General features: G+C 62.4%; 16 protein-coding genes, 1 tRNA gene and 1 pseudogene. 4 read left to right on the forward strand and 14 right to left on the reverse strand.

Annotated elements, in window-relative coordinates; all coding sequences use genetic code 11:
• Positions 1-9: 9 nt before the first annotated feature.
• From HMPREF2996_RS02670 to HMPREF2996_RS12805, 6 genes are all read right to left on the reverse strand, one after another.
• Positions 10-435 carry a holo-ACP synthase AcpS gene (locus HMPREF2996_RS02670; protein WP_070730030.1) on the reverse strand — a complete coding sequence of 142 codons (426 nt, stop codon included), beginning with the start codon at positions 433-435 and terminating at the stop codon, positions 10-12.
• Positions 436-471: 36 nt separating this feature from the next.
• Positions 472-1,224 (reverse strand): ATP-binding cassette domain-containing protein, encoded by a 753-nt coding sequence (locus HMPREF2996_RS02675; protein ID WP_070443408.1) that lies wholly within the window; start codon positions 1,222-1,224, stop codon positions 472-474.
• A gap of 2 nt (positions 1,225-1,226) precedes the next feature.
• Positions 1,227-2,285: an ABC transporter permease gene (locus tag HMPREF2996_RS02680; RefSeq protein WP_070729988.1), complete on the reverse strand. Its 1,059-nt coding sequence runs from the start codon at positions 2,283-2,285 to the stop codon at positions 1,227-1,229.
• The gene (locus HMPREF2996_RS02685; protein ID WP_070729990.1) at positions 2,282-3,277 is read right to left on the reverse strand and encodes a substrate-binding domain-containing protein; all 996 of its coding nucleotides are present in this window, start codon (positions 3,275-3,277) and stop codon (positions 2,282-2,284) included. The genes HMPREF2996_RS02680 and HMPREF2996_RS02685 overlap by 4 nt, the downstream gene beginning before the upstream one ends.
• A 97-nt stretch (positions 3,278-3,374) precedes the next feature.
• A complete protein-coding gene (locus tag HMPREF2996_RS02690) occupies positions 3,375-12,299 on the reverse strand; it encodes a type I polyketide synthase (protein WP_083313772.1) in 8,925 nt (2,974 codons plus the stop codon).
• A gap of 5 nt (positions 12,300-12,304) precedes the next feature.
• Complete coding sequence (locus HMPREF2996_RS12805; RefSeq protein WP_168163690.1) at positions 12,305-12,475, reverse strand: hypothetical protein; 171 nt, start codon at positions 12,473-12,475, stop codon at positions 12,305-12,307.
• A 37-nt stretch (positions 12,476-12,512) separates the two neighbouring features.
• Here HMPREF2996_RS12805 and HMPREF2996_RS02695 point away from each other — a divergent pair, with 37 nt between their 5' ends.
• Positions 12,513-13,280 carry an HNH endonuclease family protein gene (locus tag HMPREF2996_RS02695; RefSeq protein ID WP_070729995.1) on the forward strand — a complete coding sequence of 256 codons (768 nt, stop codon included), beginning with the start codon at positions 12,513-12,515 and terminating at the stop codon, positions 13,278-13,280.
• Between the two features lie 128 nt (positions 13,281-13,408).
• Positions 13,409-13,564: pseudogene (locus tag HMPREF2996_RS12410) on the forward strand (ABC transporter permease subunit); the annotation flags it as partial.
• 60 nt (positions 13,565-13,624) lie between these two features.
• Here HMPREF2996_RS12410 and HMPREF2996_RS02705 read toward each other — a convergent pair.
• The 5 genes from HMPREF2996_RS02705 to pflB all read right to left on the reverse strand — a co-directional run bounded on the left by HMPREF2996_RS02705 (position 13,625) and on the right by pflB (position 19,454).
• Complete coding sequence (locus HMPREF2996_RS02705; protein WP_070719317.1) at positions 13,625-14,824, reverse strand: SPFH domain-containing protein; 1,200 nt, start codon at positions 14,822-14,824, stop codon at positions 13,625-13,627.
• 106 nt (positions 14,825-14,930) lie between these two features.
• Positions 14,931-16,181: an alpha/beta fold hydrolase gene (locus HMPREF2996_RS02710; protein WP_070729999.1), complete on the reverse strand. Its 1,251-nt coding sequence runs from the start codon at positions 16,179-16,181 to the stop codon at positions 14,931-14,933.
• A gap of 4 nt (positions 16,182-16,185) precedes the next feature.
• The gene (gene pflA, locus HMPREF2996_RS02715; protein ID WP_070443392.1) at positions 16,186-17,055 is read right to left on the reverse strand and encodes a pyruvate formate-lyase-activating protein; all 870 of its coding nucleotides are present in this window, start codon (positions 17,053-17,055) and stop codon (positions 16,186-16,188) included.
• On the reverse strand, positions 17,056-17,307 hold the full coding sequence (grcA2, locus tag HMPREF2996_RS02720; RefSeq protein ID WP_039676708.1) for an autonomous glycyl radical cofactor GrcA2: 252 nt from the start codon (positions 17,305-17,307) through the stop codon (positions 17,056-17,058).
• A 35-nt stretch (positions 17,308-17,342) separates the two neighbouring features.
• On the reverse strand, positions 17,343-19,454 hold the full coding sequence (pflB, locus tag HMPREF2996_RS02725) for a formate C-acetyltransferase (RefSeq protein ID WP_201829187.1): 2,112 nt from the start codon (positions 19,452-19,454) through the stop codon (positions 17,343-17,345).
• A gap of 355 nt (positions 19,455-19,809) precedes the next feature.
• On the opposite strand from pflB, the gene HMPREF2996_RS02730 reads away from it, so the two are divergent.
• On the forward strand, positions 19,810-21,732 hold the full coding sequence (locus HMPREF2996_RS02730) for a solute carrier family 23 protein (RefSeq protein ID WP_070730002.1): 1,923 nt from the start codon (positions 19,810-19,812) through the stop codon (positions 21,730-21,732).
• A gap of 60 nt (positions 21,733-21,792) precedes the next feature.
• On the opposite strand, the gene HMPREF2996_RS02735 is transcribed toward HMPREF2996_RS02730, so the two are convergent.
• The 3 genes from HMPREF2996_RS02735 to HMPREF2996_RS02745 are packed head-to-tail and all read right to left on the reverse strand — an operon-like array spanning position 21,793 to position 23,156.
• The gene (locus tag HMPREF2996_RS02735) at positions 21,793-22,398 is read right to left on the reverse strand and encodes a hypothetical protein (protein WP_070730005.1); all 606 of its coding nucleotides are present in this window, start codon (positions 22,396-22,398) and stop codon (positions 21,793-21,795) included.
• A 6-nt stretch (positions 22,399-22,404) separates the two neighbouring features.
• A complete protein-coding gene (locus HMPREF2996_RS02740) occupies positions 22,405-22,761 on the reverse strand; it encodes a DUF3817 domain-containing protein (protein ID WP_070711203.1) in 357 nt (118 codons plus the stop codon).
• The gene (locus tag HMPREF2996_RS02745; protein WP_070645924.1) at positions 22,761-23,156 is read right to left on the reverse strand and encodes a hypothetical protein; all 396 of its coding nucleotides are present in this window, start codon (positions 23,154-23,156) and stop codon (positions 22,761-22,763) included. The genes HMPREF2996_RS02740 and HMPREF2996_RS02745 overlap by 1 nt, the downstream gene beginning before the upstream one ends.
• Positions 23,157-23,299: 143 nt before the next feature.
• Here HMPREF2996_RS02745 and HMPREF2996_RS02750 point away from each other — a divergent pair.
• Positions 23,300-23,381: transfer RNA gene (locus HMPREF2996_RS02750), tRNA-Leu, on the forward strand.
• Positions 23,382-23,399 lie beyond the last annotated feature (18 nt).

Here is a 23,399-nt window from a genome sequence, read left to right on the forward strand (position 1 = left end):
TGGCGTGGGTTATGGCGTGTGCCGCGAAAGGTGCACGGTAGCGGTGGCGTAGTCACCATCGTGGCTGATCGACAACGCCGTAGAAAAATCCCCCAGGGATTCCCGCGCGAGCCGGGCAATCTCCCCGCGCAGTTCAACTGCCACGCGCCCCCACGCATCCGGGCGGACCTCAATCTCGGCCCAGTCCACGGCCTCCTCCGCCAGGACCGGCGGGCGCCCGTAGAGCGCTTGCGACCACGCCTTGATGAAGGCCTCCTTCGCTGCCCAGCGCCCCGCGAAGTGCTGCGCGCGGGCAGCACCGATTAGCCCACGAGCCTGCGCCACGCGCAGCTCGGAGGCGCTGAAGACCCGCGCAAAACGTGTGCCGGGAAGCGCCAATTGCTGGGCAAAGGACGGAATGTGCACCAAGTCGGTGCCCACGCTCACGCCACTCATAGTCATGCAGGCCAGCTTAGTTGCGCGAACCGTGGTTTAGCGCGCCAGCTCCTGCTTGAGCTCCTCCAATTCGTCGCCGCCGGCCATCCACTGGGTCAGCTCCGGCAGCGTGACCTCCTCCTTGGAAGCGTCGAGAGACATCTGCCCCACCGTGAGCACGATGAAGTGATCGCCCACGAGGTAGGCGTGTTGCGGGTTGTGCGTAATAAACACCACGCCCATGCCGCGTTCGCGGGCGGCGTCGATAAAGCGCAGCACCATGCCTGATTGCTTCACGCCGAGCGCGGCGGTGGGCTCATCCAGGATGATGTAGCGCGCGCCGAAGTAGATGGCGCGGGCAATGGCGACCACCTGGCGCTGGCCACCGGAGAGGGCGGAGAGTTCCACGGAGACATCGCCAAGCTCAATGCCCATTTCGGACAACTGCTCGTGCGTAATGCGCTTCATTTCCTCCTCACGCAAGCTCCCCAGCGCCCCGGTGAGCTCTTGGCCTAGGAAGAAGTTACGCCACACAGACAGCGAGGGCACTAGCGCCAAATCCTGGTACACGGTGGCAATACCGGCGCCGAGGGAATCGCGCGGACTCGTGAAATTCACCTCTTCCCCATCGACGGTGATAGTGCCCCCGGTGGGCTGGTTGAGGCCGGCGAGGATTTTAATCAGCGTGGATTTACCCGCGCCGTTATCACCCAGCACGCAGGTCACTGCGCCTTCCTTGACGCGGAGGTTGATACCGCGCAGGGCGTGGAAGTTGCCAAATGTTTGGGAAATATCGTGCAACTCAATCATGGTTATCGCTTCCTCGTAAAGTTGGCCACCGAAGTGTTCGTGAGCACGGCGAAGAGCAGCATGGCGCCGAGGAAGAACTTGAACCAGTCCGGGTTCCAGCCAGCGTACACGATGCCCTGGTTGGTCATGCCGAAAATAAGCGCGCCGATGGCGGTGCCCACCGCGGTACCGCGCCCGCCGGTCATGGAGCAGCCTCCAATGACCGCAGCGATGATGTAGAGGAACTCGTTGCCAATACCCTGGCCGGCCTGGATGGAATCGAAGGCAAAAAGGGTGTGCATGCCCACGAACCACGCTGCAAATCCGACGAGCATAAACAGCGCCACCTTGACGCGGCGCACGGGAACGCCGACGGCGCGGGCGGCTTCATCGTCGCCACCAACGGCGAAGATCCAGTTTCCCCAGCGCGTCTTGTACAGCACCCACGAGGCGATGGCGACGAAGAGGATCCACCAGATGACGGTGGCGCGGATGCTCAAACTGCCGATGTGGATGGTGCCGGAAAAAATGATGCGGGCAGAATCGAAGCCTTCCATGTCCGAAATGGTGGGGGTGGCCACCTGGCCGGTCACCAGCTTGGTAATCGCCAGGTTGAGGCCCTGCAGCATCAGGAAGGCCGCCAGGGTGATGAGGAAGGAGTCAATCTTGGTGCGCACCACCAGGAAGCCGTTGAGCGCACCGATGGCCAGTGCGGTGATGAGGGACAACCCCACGCCCACCCACGAGTTGAGGTGGAAGTTGTAGTTGAGCATGGTGGCCACGAGCGCCGCGGAGGTCACCGCCACGCCGGAGGACAAATCAAACTCATTACCAATCATGAGCAGGCCCACCGCCAGAGCCACGATGCCCAACGTGGAGCTGGCGTAAAGCACCGTGGAGAAGGCCTCCACCGAGCGGAAGGCGGGCGCCACGATCATGAAAAGGACGAAGATGACCACCGCGCCGAGCAAGCTGGCCAGTTCCGGACGGCGGATGAAGCGCGCGAAGCCGCTGCGGCGGGTCAGGCGGGTATCGGCGGGGGTTGATTGCGCCTCGTCTGATGCAGTCGTGGCTTCGCTCATCGCAGGCCTGCCTTAGCGGATTCGGAGATGATGTCCACGTTGGTGGAGTCCACGAAGGAGGGGCCGGTGTACACGGGGCGTCCGCCGCCCATGGTGGAGCCGTTGCGGTGTGCCAACCACAGCGAATCGACGGCGAGGTAGCCCTGCATATAAGGCTGCTGGTCGACGGCCCACTGGATTCGCTTATCCGCGATGGCGTCGACAAGCTCGGCGTTGGTGTCGAAGGTGGAGACCTTAGCCTTAGAGGAGGCGTCAGCAACCGCGTCGGCGGAGCGCATGGCCACGGAGGCCTGCAGCGCCATCACCCAGTCAATGGACGGGTCCTGGCTCAGCTTCGCATTGATGGTGGACTGCGCGGCGGTCAGATCCTTGCCGTTGACGTACAGGATCTCCACCTCGCCGTTGTCCAGCCCGTCCTTCACGCCGGCACAGCGCGACTCCTGCGAGGAGTTGCCCTGCTCGTGGATGACGCACAGTACGTGCTTGGCGCCATCGTCTTTGAGGCGCTCGCCGGCCTTGGTGCCGGCTACCTTTTCCTCTTGGCCGAAGAAGGCGCTCATGCCGTATTTCTGGTAATCATCCATGCCGGCGTTAAGCCCCACGGTGGGGATGCCAGCATCCACGGCCTTCTTGGCCACCGGTCCAATCGCCCCAGCGTTGGGCATGGTCACGGCGATGCCATCCACCCCGGAGTCGATGGCGGACTGGACCAAATTAGCTTGGTTAGGCGCTTCCGGGTCGGAAGAGTAGCGCAGCTCGATGTTGTCCTTACGAGCGGCGTCCTCCGCGCCCTTGCGCACGAGATCCCAGTACGTATCACCTGGTGCGCCATGGGAAATCATGGCAACGACAAGACGCTCGGTGTCGACGCCACCGGCTAGCTCACCGTCAGCTTCGGGACGGGGCGCACCACCGGTGGCGGAGCAGGCGGCAAGAAGGGTGGCAGCGGCTACCGAAATAAGGCCTAGTAGTGGCTTCTTAGCTTTATTCACCCTTGCATGGTGCCCCAGATTGGGGGACTTCTCCAACCCGCCTGACCTGCTTCTTTATCGTTCCAGAGGGGACACGCTGGGGATACTCTAGCGCCTGCTACCCCCGTTTCGTTGTGTCTCCTCCCTCCGGTTCGAGAATGCCGTTGCGAAGCCGCGCGGATTCGCTCAGCAGCGTTGCTGCCTCACGTTCAGCTACCTCGTCAGCTGTGCCTGCTCCCAAGTTGCGCTTTACCGGCCGCTCGTACAGCGATGGCCCACCGCGCATGCCTTCTTCTAAGCGCCGCAGTCCACGCAGCTCGCGATCGGCGGCGGCCACCCGCCAGGCTTCGGCCACGCCCTCACCCTGCTCCCGGGCCAATGCGGCAAAGAAAGCACTCGGGTGAACCAGCGCGATGAGGGCGGAGACATGCCCGAAGCCCAGAGATGTCACCAGGCCCGCCTTCGGCGGGGTGCGGCGAAGGTCCAGCGGCTGGCGCAGCCACAGCAGGTGCTCGTGGCGGCGCAGCACGGGGTCGACGCAGTCCAGGGAACGGTTCGGCGGGAGAATTCCGCTGCGCAGTACCTGGGTCAGACCGATGAGTTGGAAGGCGGCGGCACCGCCCTTGGCATGCCCGGTCAGGCTCTTCTGCGATATCACATACAGCGGGTTGCCGGGGCTGCGGCCGAGGGCGGCGGCGATGCGCTCGTGCAGGTCAGATTCGTTGGGGTCGTTGGCGTTGGTGGAGGTATCGTGCTTGGACACCACGGAGATATCGTCGGGGCCGACCCCCAGCGCCTTCAGCGAGCTAGCCAGGCGAGACTCCCTACCGCCCCGCGCCGCGGAGAGTGCGCCCAAGCCCGGCGCGGGGATGGAGGTGTGCGCACCATCGGCGAAGGACTCGGCAAAGCCCACCACGCCAAGGACGGGCAGCCCCATCTGTGCGGCAAAGCTTCCCCGGGCGAGCAAGATAGTCCCGCCGCCTTCGGATTCCACGAAGCCGGCACGACGGCGGTCATTAGCGCGGGAGAAGAAGCGATGCTCAATCCCCTTCGCTTCCAACTCCGCGCTATCGGCAGTGGCTGCCATGTCACCAAAGCCGGTAATACCCTCGATGGACAGGGCATCGATGCCGCCGGCCACGACGAAGTCCGCCTTGTGCAGGCGCAGCTTGTCGAAGCCCTCCTCCACCGACACCGCCGCCGTGGCACAGGCGGCCACCGGGTGCACCATCTGGCCATAGCCGCCGACATAGGACTGCATCACGTGCGCGGCAATAACGTTGGGCAGCGCTTCCTGCAGGATGTCATTGGGGCGTGGCTGTCCCAGCAGCTTATCGACGTACAACGAGCGCAGCGCCTCCTGGCCTGCCATGCCGGTGCCCTGGGTGGAGCTCACCCGCGCCGGGTGGACATGGGACAAGAGCTCGGCCGGGCTAAAGCCTGCAGAAAGGAAGGCATCCACTGTGCACACCAGGTTCCACAGGGCGAGCCGGTCGAGGTTATCCACCATGTCCGCGGGGATGCCGTAGACCTGTGGGTCAAAGCCCTCCGGAATCTGGCCGCCCACGAAGCGGGTCATGGCCACGCGCCGCGGAACCCGCACTGCGGAGCCGGCGGGCCGGGTGATTTGCCATTCGACCTCACCTGTCGCGCCATCGACGCGGCGGAGTGTGGCGCCCTCGCAGCTGTCAACGAAACTGCGCGCCGTCTCTTCGTCCGGCACGCTAAAACTCAGCGGCTTCTCTAGATAAATGGTGGTCAGCTCGGGCGCGAGGTTATCCAGCATAGGTAGGTGTGGCCCGAAGTCATCGTGGAAGCGGCGTACACCAATCCCAGCGAGAACTTCGTCGTGGAAGCGCTCGTAGACGTCTTCCTCTGCTAACTTTTCACCTTCGGCCGTCAGCCATCCGGCTGTGCGCTCATCCCAACTGACGAGTCCGCGACTCCAGGCCAGTTCCAGCACGCCAGCCGCGGAGAGCTCTCCGCCGACCTCCGCCTCATAGCGGGTACGCGAGGAGCCCAGCGGACCGAGCTCTCCCGCGCCGACGATGACCACCATGTCCTCGAGAGTCTGCGTTACCCCACTGAAGTCGGGGCTGGTCGACTCCGCAGGTTTCAGCACGTTCGGCAGGGCCTTCGCCGTTCGCGAAGCCTTCTCTACGCGCGAGCTACCAGCTGCCAGTGGTGCATCTGCTTCCTCTGGCTGTGACGCCCGGGCAAGTGCGGCTAGGTCCAACTCAACCTCGGCTAGCCCGCCGGTCAGATCGACGGTCAGCGGTGAGGACGCTGCCTGAGCGCGGATCTGCGGGGAGACGGTGACGTCGATAAGCTGCACCGCCATCTCCTTCGCCGAGAAGGTGCGCACGCCGCGGGCCTCCACCTGCGCAACCAGCGGATCGTTGCCGCCCATCAGGCCGGTGCCGCGCACCCACCCGATGTGGGCGTGTACCAGCGAGGTGCGCGCGCCCCACGTGGTCTGCTCCGCAGACCAGCGGTTGACCAAGGCATCGAGGGCGGCCTTGGCCTCGCCGTAGGCGCCATCGCCGCCAAAGCGCCCGCGGTTGGGTGAGCCCGGCAGCACCACGTGCAGGCGTTGGCCCACGTGTGTATCCGCACCCACGGCGGAAAGCGCCGCAATAAGTTTTTCCACCGACCACAGCAGCAGGCGCATTTGCGACTCCGCCCCTGCCCCCACCTCCTTGAGGGTGCCCGTCACACGCGGCGCGGCGAAGGGAAAGAGCAGGTCCGGCACATAGGCCGGTTTTATCTGCACGGTTTTACCGCCCACGGTGGCGGTGTGCTCTGCCGCAATCCATTCCACGAGCGCATCCACGTCCGCGAAGGAACTGAGGTTTGCTGGAACTACCCACAGCGCGGCCGCGCCGACAGCCCGCCTGTGGTAGAGCTCCTTATAAAACTCCAGGCGCTCGTGGCTTAGCTGGGAGGTTGTGGCAATCACGGTTGCGCCCTCCGCGAGCAACTCGCCAATGAGCTCGGCGGCAATCGAACCCGGCGAGCCACCGGTCACCACCGCCACCTGGTCAGCCAAGAGCAACCCATCGGCCGGGGTGCGGGCATCGCGGGCCAGATCCTCATAGCCGAAGTGCTCGGCTAAGAGCGCTACCTCCTCACCGGCGCCCAGCACGTCGAGTTCAGGCTCTGTTTCTCCGGCGGCGGCTGCGCGGGCGATGTCCTCGCGGGCGCTGGCCCAGCGGTCGTCGAGAAGCACTGCCTTGCGCGCATCAAAAGCGGGGGCGACGCGCTGCTGCCAGTCCGGCCCCAGCTCCGTGGCAACGAGCTGCTCCAGCTCCGTGCGTGCTGCGCTGTCCCCCTGCTCAATCAGGGTCTCCTCACAGCCGAGAGCGGCGAGTGCGGCGCGGGCGGAGTCCTCCAGCGCCGATTCAAGGCGCTCGGTATAGGCGCGCACCGCCTCCGGGTCCACGGCCTCGTGTGGCGTTGCCGCTGCGGCCTTCTGCAGTGAGACTCCTTCACATTCCCCGGCGGCGCGCACGGCGGCATCAATCAGCGCATCAAGCTCAGCTACCGACGCCACACCGGTCGTGGGCAAGCTGGCCAAGTCCCCGCCGCGCAACGAGGAGCCCTCGCGCGTGCCCAGGACCAGCTGCACAGTCACGCGGTCGACCCAGCCTGGCCCCAATCCCCAGGTACCGCTCACGCGCTCGGCCACGTAGCTGGGCTTCTTGCCCGCCGGTCCCGTGAGCCGGTTGAGCACCTGCGCAACCTGCTCTGTGAGGACCTCCCCGAATGGTGCATAGCCCGGCGCGCGCTGCGCCACACTCTCCGCCAGCTGCGGGATGGGTGTATCCGCAGCATTCTCGATGGCGCTGATGCCGAATTCCACGCCAAGGTCAACGAGCAACTGGTTGCGGCGAGAGGATACGCCTTCCACGAGGCTTTCGATGGAATCAGTCGCCTCCATCTGGTCGGGGCGGACCTTCGTCCACAACGCAATAAGCATCTCGAGTGCCTGGTGCACGCTCAGCGGGAGGTCCCCGACGGCGGCCGGCGCCTCCTCACGTGGTGCCTGCACGGTTTCTTCCTGGTGTGTGGTCTGCGGTGACTGCCTCGACTCAGATTCGACCGATTCCGCTTCGGCGCTAACCGGTTGTGCGGCTTGCTCTGCGACCGCCTTCGCTGCTGGCCCGGGTGCCGGCTCGGCGTCTTCGGCAAAGACTCGCCCATGGTCGCGCTCATAGTTGAGCACCTCGAGGTCTGCGCTGCCCGCGTGCTGGGGAAGGCGCAGGGTTTGGCCCAGCATGTTGGTCAGCGTCGGCGCGGTGCCCACACCGACCTCGATGAAACGCTCCACGCCAAGCTGCGCGAGGAGCAAATCCTGGGTCTCTATCCAGCGCACGGGGGAAGTAAACTGCCAGGCCAGAAGCTCGATGAGCAGGGTACGGCCCAGGCGCGCCGGGCTCGCCACGGCACCATCGAAGTCCGCCAGAATCTCCGCGATGGGTTCCGAATCCACCACCGCGGCGATGGATTCCACGAACTCGCGGCTCAGCGCGAAGGGCCGCGCCACAAGGTTTGGAATATAGCGCCCCACCAGCGGGTCGAGATTGATTTCTTCAGGAACGAGTACATCGAGGTGCGCGCGGAAATCCGCTACGCCGCCCACCAGGTGGGAGGAGTGGAAAGGCACGTCAATTCCCGGAATGGGGATGACGGCACGCTGCCCAGGGGCGCGGCGCTCGGCGTCGCTCGCCAGTGCATCCAGGCCCGCCTTCGTGCCGGCCACTGCATATTGGCGCCCGGCGATATTGTGGTTGACCACCTCGAGGAACTCGCCCGTATCCGCGGCCACGCGCGCAACGTGGGCAAAGGCCTCGCTCGCGCTCATCCCCATCTTGTGCGGACGCAGCGCCGCCAAACCGTAGAGCGACTGGCCAGCGGAATCGCGCTCAACCAGACGGTGCATGGTTAGACCGCGGACATAAACAATGTCCAGGACCGCCTCCAAGGACAGGACCTCGGCATAGGCGGCCAGGGCGTTGTACTCGCCCACCGAGTGGCCAGCGAAGAAGGCGCCGCTTTCGAGGACCCCAGATTCTTTAAGCGCTGCAATCTGTGCGCAACCCAGCGTCGCCATAGCCACCTGCGTGAACTGCGTCAGATATAGCACGCCATCCGGGTGGGTGAATGCCTCACCATCCACCACCACGGTGTCGGGGTTATGGCGGACGATCTCCAAGATGGAAAAGCTCAAGCTCCGCCGCGTGTGTTTATCCGCGCGCTCCCATACCGCGCGCGCCGCCGCGGATTCTGCGTAGTCCTTCATTCCCATTCCTGGGGACTGGATGCCTTGGCCCGGGAAAGCATAGAAGGTGGTGGGGCTGCTCATCGTCGCTCGCGCCTGCAGCACCGGTACGCCCTGGCTGGTGGCGGTCACGCTGCGGACCTCGCCGTAGCCGCGCCGCTTGTCGACGCCCACCCGTTCCACATCAAACTCCACCTCACTGCCGGGAAGCACGGGTGCAAGCCAGGTAACGGACCACTCGAGAACGCGGGTGCTGTCAAATGCCGCAGCCGCCTGCGCCAGCGCCGAGGTCCACATGCCGTGGACGATCGGGCCTTGACGATGCCCCGCCAGTGCCGCAGCGTTCGATGACAGGTGAATGGGGTTCCTATCCCCCGTTACAACGGCGAAGGGCCGCAGTGATTCCGGTGCCACCGCGGTGGTGCGGTGGCGGAAGGAACGCGGAGTCTCACGGAAAGATGACTCTCCACTGTTTTCTTGGCTGTTTGCTTGCGCGTTGGTTTCGGATGCATCACCATGCCGTCCGGTAATCAGGAAGCGCTCGTGCATCTGCGCGAATTCATGTTCTTCGCCGCGCACGGCCGTAGTCACGCCGACTGTAATGTCGACAACGCGCCCCGACGGTGTATCGCGTACCTCCTCCAGCTCGGCGGTGTAGCGCAGGTCCAAAGGCTCAGCGTCGGGGGCGGCGCTGCTGCGAAGCCGATCCCAGGCGTGCGGTGTGAGGCTCAGCGAGTGCTCGAGGTGGACAAGGTTGAGGAAGCCCTCCACTATCGGCTCCCCGGACTCGGTGTGGGCGCCGGCCAGGACTGCGAAGAGTGCCGGCCAGGCGCGGCCAACGAGGACATCGGGCGAGGCAGCAGTGCTCATCTCCCCGCTCGTCACCGCACCATACTGGGCAATGTCGGTGGCACTGAGGTCAGCGCTGATTGTTGCGGCCCCGGAATCAACCTCAGGTAGGTCGCCGCCGACAGCTTGGCGCAGCAGCTCCCGCATGGCGGATTCGGCATCGTCGACAATGACCAGTGGTGAGGCGCCCGGAATGCGCGGCGAAGTGATGCGCACACGCAGCTCAGCTCCGGAATGGAACGGAACGGTCAACCACATGGCATCGTCGCCGGCAGCCTCCAGTTCCACGCCATGAAGGCCCAAGCGCAGAGGGTTGGGCTGCTCGCGCCCGGCCCAATTCAGCCCCGGGGCGCGGCGAATGAGCTCTTCAGTGCTGAAAGCGGGCTCGCCAGAGCCATCCTCGGTCTCGTCAAGAAGCGCAAGTGCCGCCTGTTCGAAGCGGCCAAGTATCTGCGCCACCGGCCCGTTGGCCTGCTCGATTCCCTCAACGGCTGCCGTGCCAGGGATGATGCAGACCTCATCGGCCTCGTAGTGCTCATCGTGCGCCTGCCACAAGGTGTCGCGGCGCCAGCGGCGGCGTACGTCAGAATCGATGACCGGCACAAAGTTTGCGGGTTTGCCCGGACCATCCACGAGCTGGATGAACCATGCGGCGTCGGTCGGGTGCAGCGCGGCGTCACCGTAGAGTTCGGTCAGTTGGGCACTTGCCGCGGCCGGGTTTTCGCGGTCAACCTCAACGCGCAACTCAATCTCGCCGTGGTCGGTCGGATGAAGGCGGGCTTCGGCGCGAGCCACCATGCGCAAGAATCGACTCAACCAGGATTCATCGACCCAGCCGTCCAGGTAGGACAGCTCAACGTAGCGCTGCAGCCACTCGGAATAGGACATCTCATTAAGGTCCCCGAAATAGGGCTTGCACGTGCACCCGATGGCCTCAATGATCTCCGCGCGGTGAGTCTCCACGGCCGCAGCGTCACCGGCCACCTCATCCAAGAGGCGCCCAGCGCGGGCAAAGGAATTGTCCAGCTCGTGAATGTCTGCACCCAGGTCCGAGCGTCCCGATACAACGTCGTCGCGCTTCGCAGCGACGAGCGCTTGCTTTACCGACTCGGATGCGGTGGATTCCTTCGCCGCCATGGCAGCGGTGCCCACCATGATGGCATCGACTGGTGCTGCGGGCAGACCGTAACGCTGCGCCCACGTGCCCAGCAGGTACTCTGCTCCACGCGCTGGGGTACCGATTCCCCCACCAACGGCGAGAAGGACATTGTCGTGCTCACGGATCCGCGCGTAGGTAGCAACAAGGACCTCATCGAGACTTTCTAAAGAGTGGTGGCCACCGGCCGCGCTACCTTCCAGCTGCATGATGACGGTGGTCTCAGGGAGTGCGTCCGCAACGCGGAGAACCTCCTCCACCTGAGCCGAAGTTCCCGGCTTGAAGGCGACCCACGGGATATTCGCTGCGTGGAGCTTCCCCACCAGCTCTATTGCCTCCTCCACAGGCGGAATACCAGCGGAAATCACCACGCCGTTGATAGGCGCTCCCACTGCGCGTGCCTGCAGAATCGAATTCGGCCCCTCGATCTGGCGGCGCCACTGGGAAGCCGCGAGGTACAGCGCATTGAACTGGGCGTTAACCCCAGGCTGCAGTAGCCGGCCCAGGGTGTGCAAGTTCTCTTTAAGGATGGCATCGGTGTGCTGTCCCCCGCCGGCCAATTCGGCCCAGTGCCCGGCATTGGCTGCCGCGGCGACGATGTCCGGGTCCACCGTGGTGGGGGTCATCCCGGGGAGCATGACTGGTGAGTAGCCGGTGGCCCGAGTGAAAGCAGTCGACAGACGCCCGTTTACCACGCGCGGGGCCCACTCGGACCACGCGCGTGGCAGAGAAGGTGCGCGTCCCGGTTCCACGAGCTGAGCCAGTCCTTGCGCTATCCCCACGGCCAGCGTGCCCACGCCGTGCCCGGCAACGAGATCGCGTGTCAGCGGCTCCACCCCGCGGGTGGGCCCGACTTCAAGGATCCAGCGAGCCCCAGCGTCAAGCGCCGAATCAACGCGCTCGGGCCAGTCCACGTAGTCCGTGAGCACGGCGCGCGCGAGCTGCGCGGTGATTTCTGGGTCCAAGCCGATTCGCCCGGCCCAGCTTTCTACCTGTTCCACCGCATACTGCATGGTGGGATGGTGGAACGCGGCCGAAACGTCAAGGTCGGAAACGGTGACTGCGGCGGGCTTGACTTCCTCCCCTTCCGTAAGGGTCGAGTTCTCCTGCAGCGCGGCCTTCACTCGGGCAAGCTCAACCGGTGTTCCGACGATGACGAAGCGCCCCCGTCCGTTGTCGAGGCCAATGCGGGCACCGGCTTCATGCAGTTGCTGCTTCGTCGCACCGGTCACCGCCGCCATTGGTGCGCCCTGCGCGGTGCGGACGAGCCCAGCGCTGCGCGCGGTAGTCACCATGGCTGCGCCGATGAGACGCGCCAGTGCCAGAGCCCCCGCTGGGCTCATGCGCTTCTTCACCACCGCTGCGGCGAGCACGCCTTGGGAATGGCCGATGCTGCTCACGGCGTCCTCGAGTTCTACTCCGTGTGCGCGCAGGTTTTCTAGCACCGCCAGCTGTGCGGTGAGGATGCCGGGAGTGGAAAGTGGGACGTCGGCAAGCGCGTGCGCCCACGCCGGCTCCGCATCCGCCCAGGCCAGGGGTGCAAACCCGTGTGGCGCAGCGGGCAGGAGTTCCTCGTCCAGTGGGGCAAGCAGTTCTTCCGCCTCAGCGAGGTACTCAGTCAGTTGCGGCCCGACACCAGTGGCAAGGGCGTCGCGCAACGTCGGCAGCCAGGCATAGCCTTGTCCGGAGAAAGACAGCGCGAAAGGCTCGGAGCCCAAGTGCGCAACCAAAGGCACAGAGACGTGGGAATCGGACACCGTCACTACTCCCCCAAAGCGCGAGCGACAAGCTGCGCGGCCTCATCGAGGGAAGACTGGGTCTTCGACTCAGGAATATCAGAAAAGACCTGGCAGGCGTGGTCTGGGACAACCTCGGCCGAGCGCTGCAAGCCGCGTTCAGCAAGGTACTCGTCAAAGAACATATCGATACTCATACCGTGTGCCGATTCTACCCACTAGGATCACTACGTCATGTCCACTCGTACCCCGTTCTTCATCGCCGCACTGCTTAACGCCGCGATAGCCGCACTGGTGGCTGTGGGCCTTTTCCTTCCCGCCCCAGCCGATCCCCCATTCGAGCAGCCCAGCGCCACAACGGCAGCGGCGCCGGTCCAGGAGGGACCTACAGAAGAACAGTCCGAAGAGGCCGCTCCCGCGCCGGAGATCGCCGAAACACTCGCCGCCTTGAATTCCTTGAAGGTCAAAGGCCGCGCTCCCATGACCGGTTATGAGCGTGAGGAATTCGGCCAAGCGTGGTCCGATGATGTGACGGTGGACTTCGGCCACAACGGCTGCGATACCCGCAACGACATCCTCCGCAGGGATCTGGATCCGGAAAGCCTCGTGCTCAAGGAAGGAACCCACGACTGTGTGGCACTGTCCGGGGTTTTGCACGACCCCTATTCGGGCCAGGACATTGAGTTTCAGCGCGGGGCGCAGACCTCACGCGCGGTGCAGATCGATCACGTTGTGGCGCTGGCCGACGCCTGGCAGAAAGGCGCCCAGCAATGGTCACCGGAGAAGCGCCGCAACTTTGCCAATGACCCACGCAACCTCCTTGCCGTCGACGGTCCTCTCAACCAGCAGAAAGGCGCTGGTGATGCCGCCACGTGGCTACCGCCTAACAAAGGTTTTCGCTGTGAATATGCGCGCCGCATCGTCGAGGTAAAAGCGACCTATGGAATCTGGGTTACGGAGGCAGAAAAGGATGCACTCAGTCGGCTGCTGCACGCCTGCTGAGTATTTCTATCCCCCTTAATGTGTTTTAAGCGTTGCGGGTGCGTTCCGGCTACCCCCCGAAATTATGCGCATAATATTCATCCGCACCTAACGCTGGAGCTTAGTTTTCCGCGATCGGAATTCCGGGGCGCACTGCACGGGCAAAGGACCTGACCCGTTCCCAAGCCATCCGCAAGCACGCCCTGCGCACTTCCATCATTCCGGTTGCGACCTCCGCCGCTTTCTCCGTTCCTGGCATCTTCACCGGCGCCATCATGACGGAAACCATCTTCGCGTGGAAGGGCAACGAAAAGAGGGTCTTCCCAAAAAGCGGGAAGGCCCTCTTCATGTGGTTTTGAATGTGCTTAGTTATTGCCCTTGTTGAGCTGGTTGCGCAACTGATCAAAGTAGTCGCGCGCGCTCTGCGGCTGGTTATTGCCCTGCGGCGGGGCCGGGAAACCTGAGAACTGACCAAAGCCCTGGCCCTGCTGTGCGTTCTGTACGTGCTCCTGTGCTTGTTGCTGTGCGCGCTGCGCCTGCTCCATCGCTTCAGCATCGCGGCGGGCACGCTCATCGCGCTCACGGCGCTCCTGTTCCTCGCGACGGCGACGCTCCGTGGCGGCATCCTCGCGGCTATGCTTTGCTTCGCCGGCCGGCACCTTCGGCTTCGGGGCTTCGTTAATAGCGTTAGTGGACAGCAGCGTATCGCGCATACCGCCGAAGAGATCCTGCATGCCGCCCGGGTTAGACGGCATGTACAGCACATTGGTGTGGGCGCGGTCGGCCACGTCCACCATGGCGTCAAGATACTGGGAGACCAGCATGAGGGTCTCGGGGTTCTCCTGCACACCGGCGGCACGCAGCAACTCGTACTGCTGGGCAATACCTTCGACGATTTCCTTACGCTGGTCAGCCACACCGCGGCCCTGCAGCTTCTTGGCCTCGGCCGCACCTTCGGCTTCCTTGACCACACGGATCTTCTCAGCTTCTGCCTGCGCCACGGCAGCCTCGCGCTCACGCTGTGCGGCGTTAATGGAGTTCATGGACTCGCGCACGCGGGCATCCGGGCGAATATCGGTAACGAGGGTGTTGACGAAGTTCCAGCCGTAGGCGGCCATGTTATCGCGCAGGGACATCGCTACGTTGCGGGCGATGGTGTCCTTGGAAGAGAAAGAATCATCCAAGTTCATGTTCGCCACGGAGGAACGGACGTTGTCCTGCACATAGGCCACGATCTGCTGCTCGTGGTTGGACAAGGTGTAGAAAGCCTGACGCTCGCTGCCCTGAACTACCTCGTACTGCACGGCAACGGGGATCTGGACGAAGACGTTGTCCTTGGTCTTGGTTTCCACCATGACATCGAGCTGACGGATCTGCAGGCTAATCTTGGCGCGCACGCGGTCGACATAAGGCACCTTGAAGTGCAAGCCCGCGTGAGCAACGCTCACAAACTTACCCATCCGCTCAATGATGGCGGCCTCCTTCGTCCGGACGATGAAGAAACCGTCGAAGGCAGTGGCAATAATAATGAGGAGAATCACGCCAATGACGATGAGACCGGCCATAGGCTTATCCTTTCTGCTCGGTTAAGGTTTTCCTAACCAGTGTGCCATACGGTGACCACCACCACATCTCGAGAAAGAACATTCCCCGAGAGCTCTCGGAGCACTCTTATCGCTCATCAGCCGCGCGGAAGAGCTCGCCCAAAATCCCCGCGCCGTCCTCACTAATACCGTTGTGCTGGAAGCGGTTGGTCACCACTGGGCGCAAGTCGCGGTAGGTCTCCCCTGTTGCTAGGGAGTCCTCGAAGGGCACGAAGATATCGTCAAGGTAGACGGCGGCAGAGGCGGTAACGGGTGCGGCGGCAAGTACGGCCGCATCATACGGAGAGCTTGCCCACTCGTGGGCGGCGAGCTCCTCGGCGGCCTGCTTGAAGGGGCGCAGCGCCGGATCCTCGTCGAACTGCCAGGGGAAGATGTGCTCACCGGTGAGATAGGTACCATCCTCGGCGAACTCGGGGAACTCCTCACGCATGCGGTGCGCAGCCCAGCCGGTGACGGCCTGGCCGCCGACGCCGCCGTAGATAGATTCATGGATGGCCGCGTACAGCGGGCCAGCCTGGAAGCTCACGCGGCTACCGACGTCGTTGAGAAAATCCGAACGCAAGCGCCTTTCGCCGTTTACCGTGCGGAAAGGTTCCTCCAGCAAGTAGCCCAAAGAATCGAAGCCGGTGCCGCGCCCCAGCTCAATGCCGATAGTGCGGAAGCGGCGCGCAGACAGGCGCTCCCCTGTCGGAAGTAGCTCCTCCGAGTTGTCTAGGTGGTGGAGGATTTCCTCGACGCGCGCTTTAGCCCACGGGAACTGGGCATAGAAACGCTCGTGACGCACCTTGAGCTTGGCAAAAGTCGTGCGGTAGAGATCGTCTGCACCCTTGGCCAGGGTAGGAAGGCCACCTGTGAGGAAGGCTCGGCCGATAGACTCCGGGAACATCGAAGCATAGGCCGTGATGATGAAGCCGCCGAAGGACTGACCAAAGAGATCCCAGGACTCCTCCCCCAGGTGCGCACGCAGGTGTTCGGCATCGCGCACGATGTTTTCCTGGCGCAGTTGGGCCAAGCGCTGTGCGGTGCGGTCCTCGGCAGGACTCAGCTCATCAATGCGGTGGCTGCGACCCGTGCCGCGCTGGTCCATGAGGATCCAGCGGTAGCGCTCCAAGCCCTTCCCGATGAGTCCGGAAGCACCCGTCGGCCTTGGCGCGGGAAAACCCGGCCCGCCCTGGTTATAGAGCAGCGCTGGGTAATTCTCACCGCCGGGCGGGATGATTTCCCGGGCGTAGAGCTCGAACTCCCCCGCGGCGGGATTGTCATAGTCCCAGGGGACGGTGATGGTGTGTTCCTTGATGGTGTGGCCGAAGCGTTTCATGCTTCTAGTAGACCACGAAACCCTCCTCGCGGAACGCATCGCGGATAGATTCAACATCTTCCGGTTTCGGCGGCTTGGTGTCCTCGAGAGTGTAGGGATAGCCCAACTCGCGCCACTTGTCCGCGCCCATGTTGTGGAAAGGCAGGACCTCGACGCGCTCGACGTTGCTCTTCCAGCGGGAGACAATCTTGACAACGTTGGCGACGTTTTCTGGGGAGTCTGTCAGGCCAGGGACGACCACGAAGCGAATCCACACCGGCTTGCCCATCTCATTGAGACGGTCACCGAAGTCGATCGTGGGTTGCAACTCGCGGCGAGTGACTTCCTTGTAGGTCTCTTCGTCACCAGACTTGACGTCCAAGAGAACCAGGTCGATGTTGTCCATGTCCTCATCGCGCAGGCGCGCGCCGAGGTATCCCGACGTGTCAATCGTCGTATGAATACCGGCGTCATGGACCTCTTTGAGCAGGCGCCGGGTGAAGGCGATTTGGAACAGCGCCTCGCCACCCGACAAAGTCAGACCACCTCCTGAAGCCTTGAAGACGGGCTTATAGCGCTTGACGCGCTTGACCACATCCTCGATGCGCTCCAAGGTGCCAACCTTCATCTCCATGGTGTCAGGGTTGTGGCAATACTGGCAGCGCAACGGGCAGCCCGACATGAACATGGTCATGCGGGTTCCGGGGCCATCAACAGCCGTAACCAGCTCCCAAGAATGCACGAGCGCGACATCACCGGAGCGGCGAGCCTGCATCAGCTCCGAGCGGGTAAAACCGTCGAGGTCATTGTCCGTTCCTAAACCGGCGGCGGCGCCGCGCACCTTCTCCCCTTCTTCAGGAGAAAGACGCACGACGCCGGTAATGCCATCTGCCATTTAGGAACCCTGGTGGAAGGTGCGGGAGATAACGTCCAGCTGCTGCTCGCGTGTGAGCTTCACAAAGTTCACCGCGTAGCCGGAAACACGGACCGTGAGGTTCGGGTACTTCTCCGGGTGCTCAACGGCGTCCTCCAAGGTGGACTTGTCCAGGACGTTGATGTTGGCGTGGTAGAGGCCCGAGTCCATGTTGTTGGCGGTGCGGTTGGCCTTCATGGTGGCGAGGCGCTCGTCAAAAGTTGGGGTTGCCATGATGTGTTCTCCTTGGGAAGTGGTGTGGAAGTGGTCTATTCGGAATCCATGATGAAGCCGGCATCGAGGACGCCCACCAGGTTGGTGATGCGCTCCTCCGGGGTGCGGCCCAATCCGGATGGGGTGATGGTGTTGGTCAGTGAGATGCCATCGAGGGCATCCTTGTAGTCCAACTTGCCCACCGACAGCATGGAGGCAACCATGCCGTGGTTATCCGCGCCGTTCTCCGGGTTAGCGCCTGGGGCGAACGGGGTACCTGCCTCGTGGCCGGACGGGAAGGAACCAGTTGCCTTGCCGTAGACCACGTTGGAGGTAATGGTCAGCACCGACTGGGTCGGAATGGCGTTGCGGTACATCGGGATGGCCTTAATCTTCGCCATGACGGTGTGGACGATGGTGGCGGCGATATCATCGGCGCGGTCATCATCGTTGCCGTAGAAGGGGAAGTCACCTTCCGTCTTGTAGTCCACGATGAGGCCGGTCTCATCGCGCACCGGGTAGACCTTGGCGTACTTAATGGCGGAAAGCGAGTCAGCCACGATGGACAGGCCGGCGATACCGCAGCCCATGGAGCGCACGATATCGGAATCGTGCAGCGCCATCTCAATGGACTCGTAAGCGTACTTGTCGTGGCAGTAGTGGATGATGTTCAGAGCCTCAACGTAGGTGCCGACGACCCAGTCCAGCATCTCCTCGTACTTCTGCCAGACCTCGTCAAAGTCGAGCGGGCCATCACCCTGGATAGGCTCGTAGCCATCCACAACCTGCTTGCCGCTGACCTCGTCGCGACCGCCGTTGATGGCGTAAAGCAGGGCCTTGGCGGCGTTCACGCGGGCACCGAAGAACTGCATTTGCTTGCCGACGGCCATCGGGGACACGCAGCACGCAATCGCGGCGTCATCGCCCCACTGGTCACGAATCTGCTTATCGGACTCGTACTGGATGGAGGAGGTCTCAATCGAGATGTGGGCGCAGAATTCCTTGTAGCCCGCCGGCAGCTGCGGATCCCAGAAGATGGTGATGTTCGGCTCCGGTGATGGGCCCAGATTAATCAGGGTCTGCAGCAGGCGGAAGGAGGTCTTGGTGACCTGGTGGCGGCCATCCGTACCGAAACCAGCATCGGTCCAGGTTGCCCAGTACGGGTCGCCGGAGAAGATCTGGTCATAGTCCTCGGTACGCAGGAAGCGCACGATGCGCAGTTTGAGAACCAGCTGGTCGATGATCTCTTGGGCATCTTCCTCAGTGAGGATGCCTGCGGCGAAATCACGCTCAAAGTAGCAGTCGAAGAAGGCGGAAAGGCGGCCGATGGACATCGCTGCACCGTCTTGGGACTTGATGGAGGCCAAGTAGCCAAAGTAAGTCCACTGCACGGCCTCGTGGGCAGTCTTCGCCGGCTTCGAGATATCGAAGCCATAAGACTCAGCCATGATCTTGAGCTTCTTCAGGGCCTTTATCTGCTCGGCGTGCTCCTCACGGTAGCGGGCCCAGTGCTCGGAGAAACCGAGGTCTCCCACCGCGCTCTTGGATGCTTCCTTCTCGGCGATGAGGTAGTCCACGCCATAGAGAGCCACGCGGCGGTAGTCACCGATGATGCGGCCGCGGCCATAAGCATCCGGCAGGCCGGTGATGATGTGGGAGGAACGCGCTGCGCGGATGCGCGGGGTATAGATATCGAAGACCGCATCGTTGTGGGTCTTGCGGTAACGCGTGAAGATCTTCTCGATCTCCGGATCGGTTTCCTTGCCGGCTTCCTTAATGGCCTGCTTGACCATGCGCCATCCACCATTGGGCATCATGGCGCGCTTGAGCGGAGTATCCGTCTGCAGACCGACGATGACATCATCATCCTCGGAGATATACCCAGCCGGGAAAGCATCGATATCACTCGGGGTGTGGGTATCCACATCGAAGATGCGCTTCTGGCGCTCGACGGAAAGATAGTTCTTCTCCAAATGATCCCACACGCGCTGCGTCTTCTCGGTGGGCCCAGCGAGGAAGGAAGAGTCCCCGTCATAGGGGGTGTAGTTTCGCTGGATAAAATCACGAACGTCAATGTTTTCAGTCCACGGGCCGGGCTCAAAGCCCTTCCATGCCTCGAACTGCACAGACTGTTCCGTTGCGGTGGTCACTATATTGACTCCCTTCATAGTTCACACGACGCGTAAACACTTAGTCGCAGAAGGGTTGTAGGTGACTTCGGCTCACGGGCAATTCGGTCAACACGTATCGTCACCGAACCCCTCTCTGTAGCCCATAGTAGGGGGACAAACGCATAACCTCACATCGGCACATGCGTGCCCCGCGCCACCGAACGGGCTGGTTTTAGCACCACACAGGTCAGCTCTCTCATAGGTAACGGCCGTACGGTTGGATGCGGGGGTAAATCACCCCCTGACGTGGCCTTTCCCACACCTTTCGGGCGAGTTCTTGGTGCCTGTCCGCGCCGCACTCTATTGTTATGCGCAGTATCCTCATCTCGCCCTTCAGCAAGGAGCTCTTTGCGTGTCTCACACCGCCGCTACCGCTAGCCCTGCCACTGCCCCAACCCACCCCGTTGATGTGGTCCCGCCGGCGCCCAAGCTGGCGGCACTCGGACTCCAGCACGTTCTCGCTTTCTATGCCGGCGCGGTCATCGTGCCACTGCTTATCGCTGGTTCCTTGGGCCTCGATGAGGCCACCACGATTCACCTCATCAATGCAGACCTGTTGACCTGTGGTCTGGCGACGTTGATCCAGGCGGTGGGCGTCGGCAAGCACATCGGTGTCCGCCTTCCCATCATCCAGGGTGTGACCACCACGGCGGTAAGCCCGATCATTGCCATCGGCATGAGCGCTGGCGACCAGCCGCTGCCGACGATTTATGGCGCGATTATTGCTGCCGGTATCTTTACTTTCTTTGCTGCGCCGGTCTTTGGACGCGTGCTCAAGTACTTCCCCCCAATTGTCACCGGCACCGTGCTTCTGGTGATGGGCACGTCGCTGCTGGCGGTCTCAGCAAATGACTTTGTCAATTACGCGGACGGGGTTCCGGCCGCACGCGATCTGCTCTATGGCTTCGGCACGCTCACCATCATTATCATCGTGCAGCGTTTCTTCCGCGGCTTCCTGGGTACTCTGTCTGTGCTGCTTGGTTTGGTCATCGGTACTGGCGTGGCCTTCGCACTGGGCGATACGTCCTTTGACGGCGTGCGTAAAGCCGATGCCATCGGTATGACAACACCTTTCTACTTCGGTATGCCGAAGTTCGACATCATGGCGATTCTTTCCCTCATCATCGTCATGATCATCACCATGGTGGAAACCACCGGCGATGTCTTCGCCACCGGTGAGATTGTGAAGAAGCGCATCAAGCGCGATGACGTGGTGCGCGCCATTCGCGCCGATGGTCTCTCCACCACCCTTGGTGGTGTGATGAACTCCTTCCCCTACACCTGCTTCGCGCAGAACGTCGGCTTGGTTCGCCTGACTGGTGTGAAATCCCGCTGGGTAGCCGTGTCCGCAGCGGGCTTCATGATCATTCTGGGCCTGCTGCCCAAGGCCGCAGCTGTTGTGGCGGCTATTCCCTCCCCGGTGCTCGGCGGCGCCTCCCTCGCATTGTTTGCCAACGTTGCGTGGGCGGGCCTGCAGACCATTGCGAAGGAAGACATTACTGATGGCCGCAACGCCGCCATCGTTACCACCGCGCTGGGACTGGCCATGCTCGTTACCTTCAAGCCGGACGTGGCCACCGCCTTCCCGGAGTGGGCGCAGATCTTTGTCTCCTCCGGAATGTCCATCGGCGCTATCACGGCGATTTTGCTCAACTTGCTGTTCTTCCACGTCGGCTCGCAGTCTGGCGATGATGTCAGCCGTCTCGACGGCGCCGGCGTCTCGCTCAAGGAGCTCAACGACATGGACCGCGACAGCTTCGTCAGTGCGCTGCGCCCGCTCTTCAACAACGAAACCTGGCCGCTCGAAGCTGCCTGGGAGCTGCGCCCCTTCCAAGATGTCAGCCAGCTGCGCGAAGCAATCCAGGTCACGGTCCTCACTGCCCCCGGCGAGCAGCGCCGTGCCCTGATCCACGACTACCCCGCGATGGATGAGCTACTGCTTGCCGATTCCGACACCGCCGCCACTATCTCTGCTGACCGCGGTTCCTTGGCTCTGGATGACCTCGACGACGTTCAGACACAGCAGCTTATCGACGTCTCACAGGCCTACCGCGAACGCTTCGACATGCCATTTGTGGCGTACCTAGACACCAATGACTCGGCCGATCGCGTCATCGATGCGGGCGTGCGCCGCTTGTCCAACTCGGATGAGCTGGAACAGCGCGTGGTCTTGAGCGAAATCATCGAGATTGCCAATGACCGCTTCGATATCCTCCTTGCGGACGCTAACCCGGTGCGGGCTTATTGGGACCGCAAGTTCACGGAGGTGGAATGAACGTAGTTCATTCCACGTAGATGTAGTTCATTCCACGAAAGAGGGCACTCAGAGTGAGGATTAGCTGAACTCCATGGTGACCTGGGCCTCAGGATCTACTCCGCGAATGATGCCTTCATAAAAGCTGCGGGCTTGGTCCTGCAGGAGCTCGCGGTTGTCGTTGATGTCCTTGCGCTTCTTATCGGCGCTGAGGACATCTGACACTGTCGAGGCGGCGTCGAGTGGCTGGGTGGTCCAGCTGAGCACGCCGTTATCTTCCACTGCGGTCTTAAACTCTTCATCGGTATGCCCGATAAAAATGAAGTCCGGGATATGGACCGTGTAGGCATGCTCGCCGGTCTCAGTGACGCGCACATCCTTGCCTTCGATACCGAGCTTGGCTTTGTAGGAATACTGCACAAATTGGGTGCGGTCGGTCCACGGGACGCGTACACCAAATACTTCGCCGACAGAGGATTTCTCCGCCAGCCCCTGGATACCCAGGCTGAGCAACACCACTTGCTCTTCACGTTCGACTGCGTTGACCACCTGAGTATTAGTGGACTGAACTGGGGCGCTATAAATCTCGTTCGGCTGGCGTACGGCATACACACCCAAGCCAGCGCAAGCGAGTGAAAGAAGCACCACAATCGCGATAAGTGTGGTGCTCAGTTTGCGGCTCGTCATACCTACCTACAGCTGGAACTGCTGAATAACTTCAGTGCGGCGCTTGTGCTCCATCCAGAAGGACAGGAATGGAACAACGCCGGCAAGCGCCGTGGTGAAAAGCTTGCTTACCGGCCACATGGCACGCGGACCGAGGACCAGGATGGACACGAGGTAGACCATGTAGGCCACGCCGTGTGCTTGGGCGATGAGCGTGGCCCAGGATGGCATCTCCATCCCCACGCCGTATTGCAGAATCATGCGCGCAACAAGAATGAGAAGAAAAATACCGGTGATAGTGGCGGCAATGGAAAAGAACTTCAGCGGGCCACGGATACGCGCCTGGCGGTCAGGATGGACAGCGTTGTTGACTGAGTTGCTCATTAATACTCCTCTTCAGTGCCGCGACGGCGGCGCTGCTTGTTCATAGCGTTAAAGGTGTCCACATCAATCTGTGGGCGAGACGGTAGGAAATCTTCGTCGATTTTAGTCGCGGTGTGCTCCTTGGCCGCGCGCACGCTCTCTGCCTCATACTGGGCTGGCTCTTCTCCCCGCTCGAGTGCTTCGTTCTCGGCATCAATTCGCTCATTCTCGTAGCGTATGGCAGTGCGGTAAGCGTAAACAACAAATACCGCGAACAGCGGCCATTGGAAGGCGTATCCCAAGTTCTGGAAGGTTCCCGAACCGGAGCGGAACCGCGTCCATTGCCAATAAGCAAGGAATAAAAAGAGCACGACAAAGATCACGATGAGGACGATGTGCCACCATCGAACCTTCATCCGCTTTTTCGGTGCTGGGTTGGTGCTCACTCTCAACAGCCTACCCACCACGCCCGGAAAAGTGGATTTCCGTCTATGGGCTGCTGCCCTGTAGGCTAGTGAACGTTGCGCAGAGTCAAGAGTGCTCCGCAGCAACTAAATCCGCGCCCGTGGCGGAATTGGCAGACGCGCTAGATTTAGGTTCTAGTGTCTTATGACGTGTGAGTTCAAGTCTCACCGGGCGCACATAGTCAGACCCCCGCG

Source organism: Corynebacterium sp. HMSC066C02, from assembly GCF_001814945.1.
Lineage (GTDB): Bacteria > Actinomycetota > Actinomycetes > Mycobacteriales > Mycobacteriaceae > Corynebacterium > Corynebacterium aurimucosum.

What these genes read in the sequence shown, in the direction of transcription:
- HMPREF2996_RS02670 (WP_070730030.1), bottom strand. Translation starts at nt 435, where the DNA reads ATGAGTGGCGTGAGCGTGGGCACCGACTTGGTGCACATTCCGTCCTTT.
- HMPREF2996_RS02675 (WP_070443408.1), bottom strand. Translation starts at nt 1,224, where the DNA reads ATGATTGAGTTGCACGATATTTCCCAAACATTTGGCAACTTCCACGCC.
- HMPREF2996_RS02680 (WP_070729988.1), bottom strand. Translation starts at nt 2,285, where the DNA reads ATGAGCGAAGCCACGACTGCATCAGACGAGGCGCAATCAACCCCCGCC.
- HMPREF2996_RS12805 (WP_168163690.1), bottom strand. Translation starts at nt 12,475, where the DNA reads ATGAGTATCGATATGTTCTTTGACGAGTACCTTGCTGAACGCGGCTTG.
- HMPREF2996_RS02695 (WP_070729995.1), top strand. Translation starts at nt 12,513, where the DNA reads ATGTCCACTCGTACCCCGTTCTTCATCGCCGCACTGCTTAACGCCGCG.
- HMPREF2996_RS02705 (WP_070719317.1), bottom strand. Translation starts at nt 14,824, where the DNA reads ATGGCCGGTCTCATCGTCATTGGCGTGATTCTCCTCATTATTATTGCC.
- HMPREF2996_RS02710 (WP_070729999.1), bottom strand. Translation starts at nt 16,181, where the DNA reads ATGAAACGCTTCGGCCACACCATCAAGGAACACACCATCACCGTCCCC.
- pflA (WP_070443392.1), bottom strand. Translation starts at nt 17,055, where the DNA reads ATGGCAGATGGCATTACCGGCGTCGTGCGTCTTTCTCCTGAAGAAGGG.
- grcA2 (WP_039676708.1), bottom strand. Translation starts at nt 17,307, where the DNA reads ATGGCAACCCCAACTTTTGACGAGCGCCTCGCCACCATGAAGGCCAAC.
- pflB (WP_201829187.1), bottom strand. Translation starts at nt 19,454, where the DNA reads ATGAAGGGAGTCAATATAGTGACCACCGCAACGGAACAGTCTGTGCAG.
- HMPREF2996_RS02735 (WP_070730005.1), bottom strand. Translation starts at nt 22,398, where the DNA reads ATGACGAGCCGCAAACTGAGCACCACACTTATCGCGATTGTGGTGCTT.
- HMPREF2996_RS02740 (WP_070711203.1), bottom strand. Translation starts at nt 22,761, where the DNA reads ATGAGCAACTCAGTCAACAACGCTGTCCATCCTGACCGCCAGGCGCGT.
- HMPREF2996_RS02745 (WP_070645924.1), bottom strand. Translation starts at nt 23,156, where the DNA reads ATGAAGGTTCGATGGTGGCACATCGTCCTCATCGTGATCTTTGTCGTG.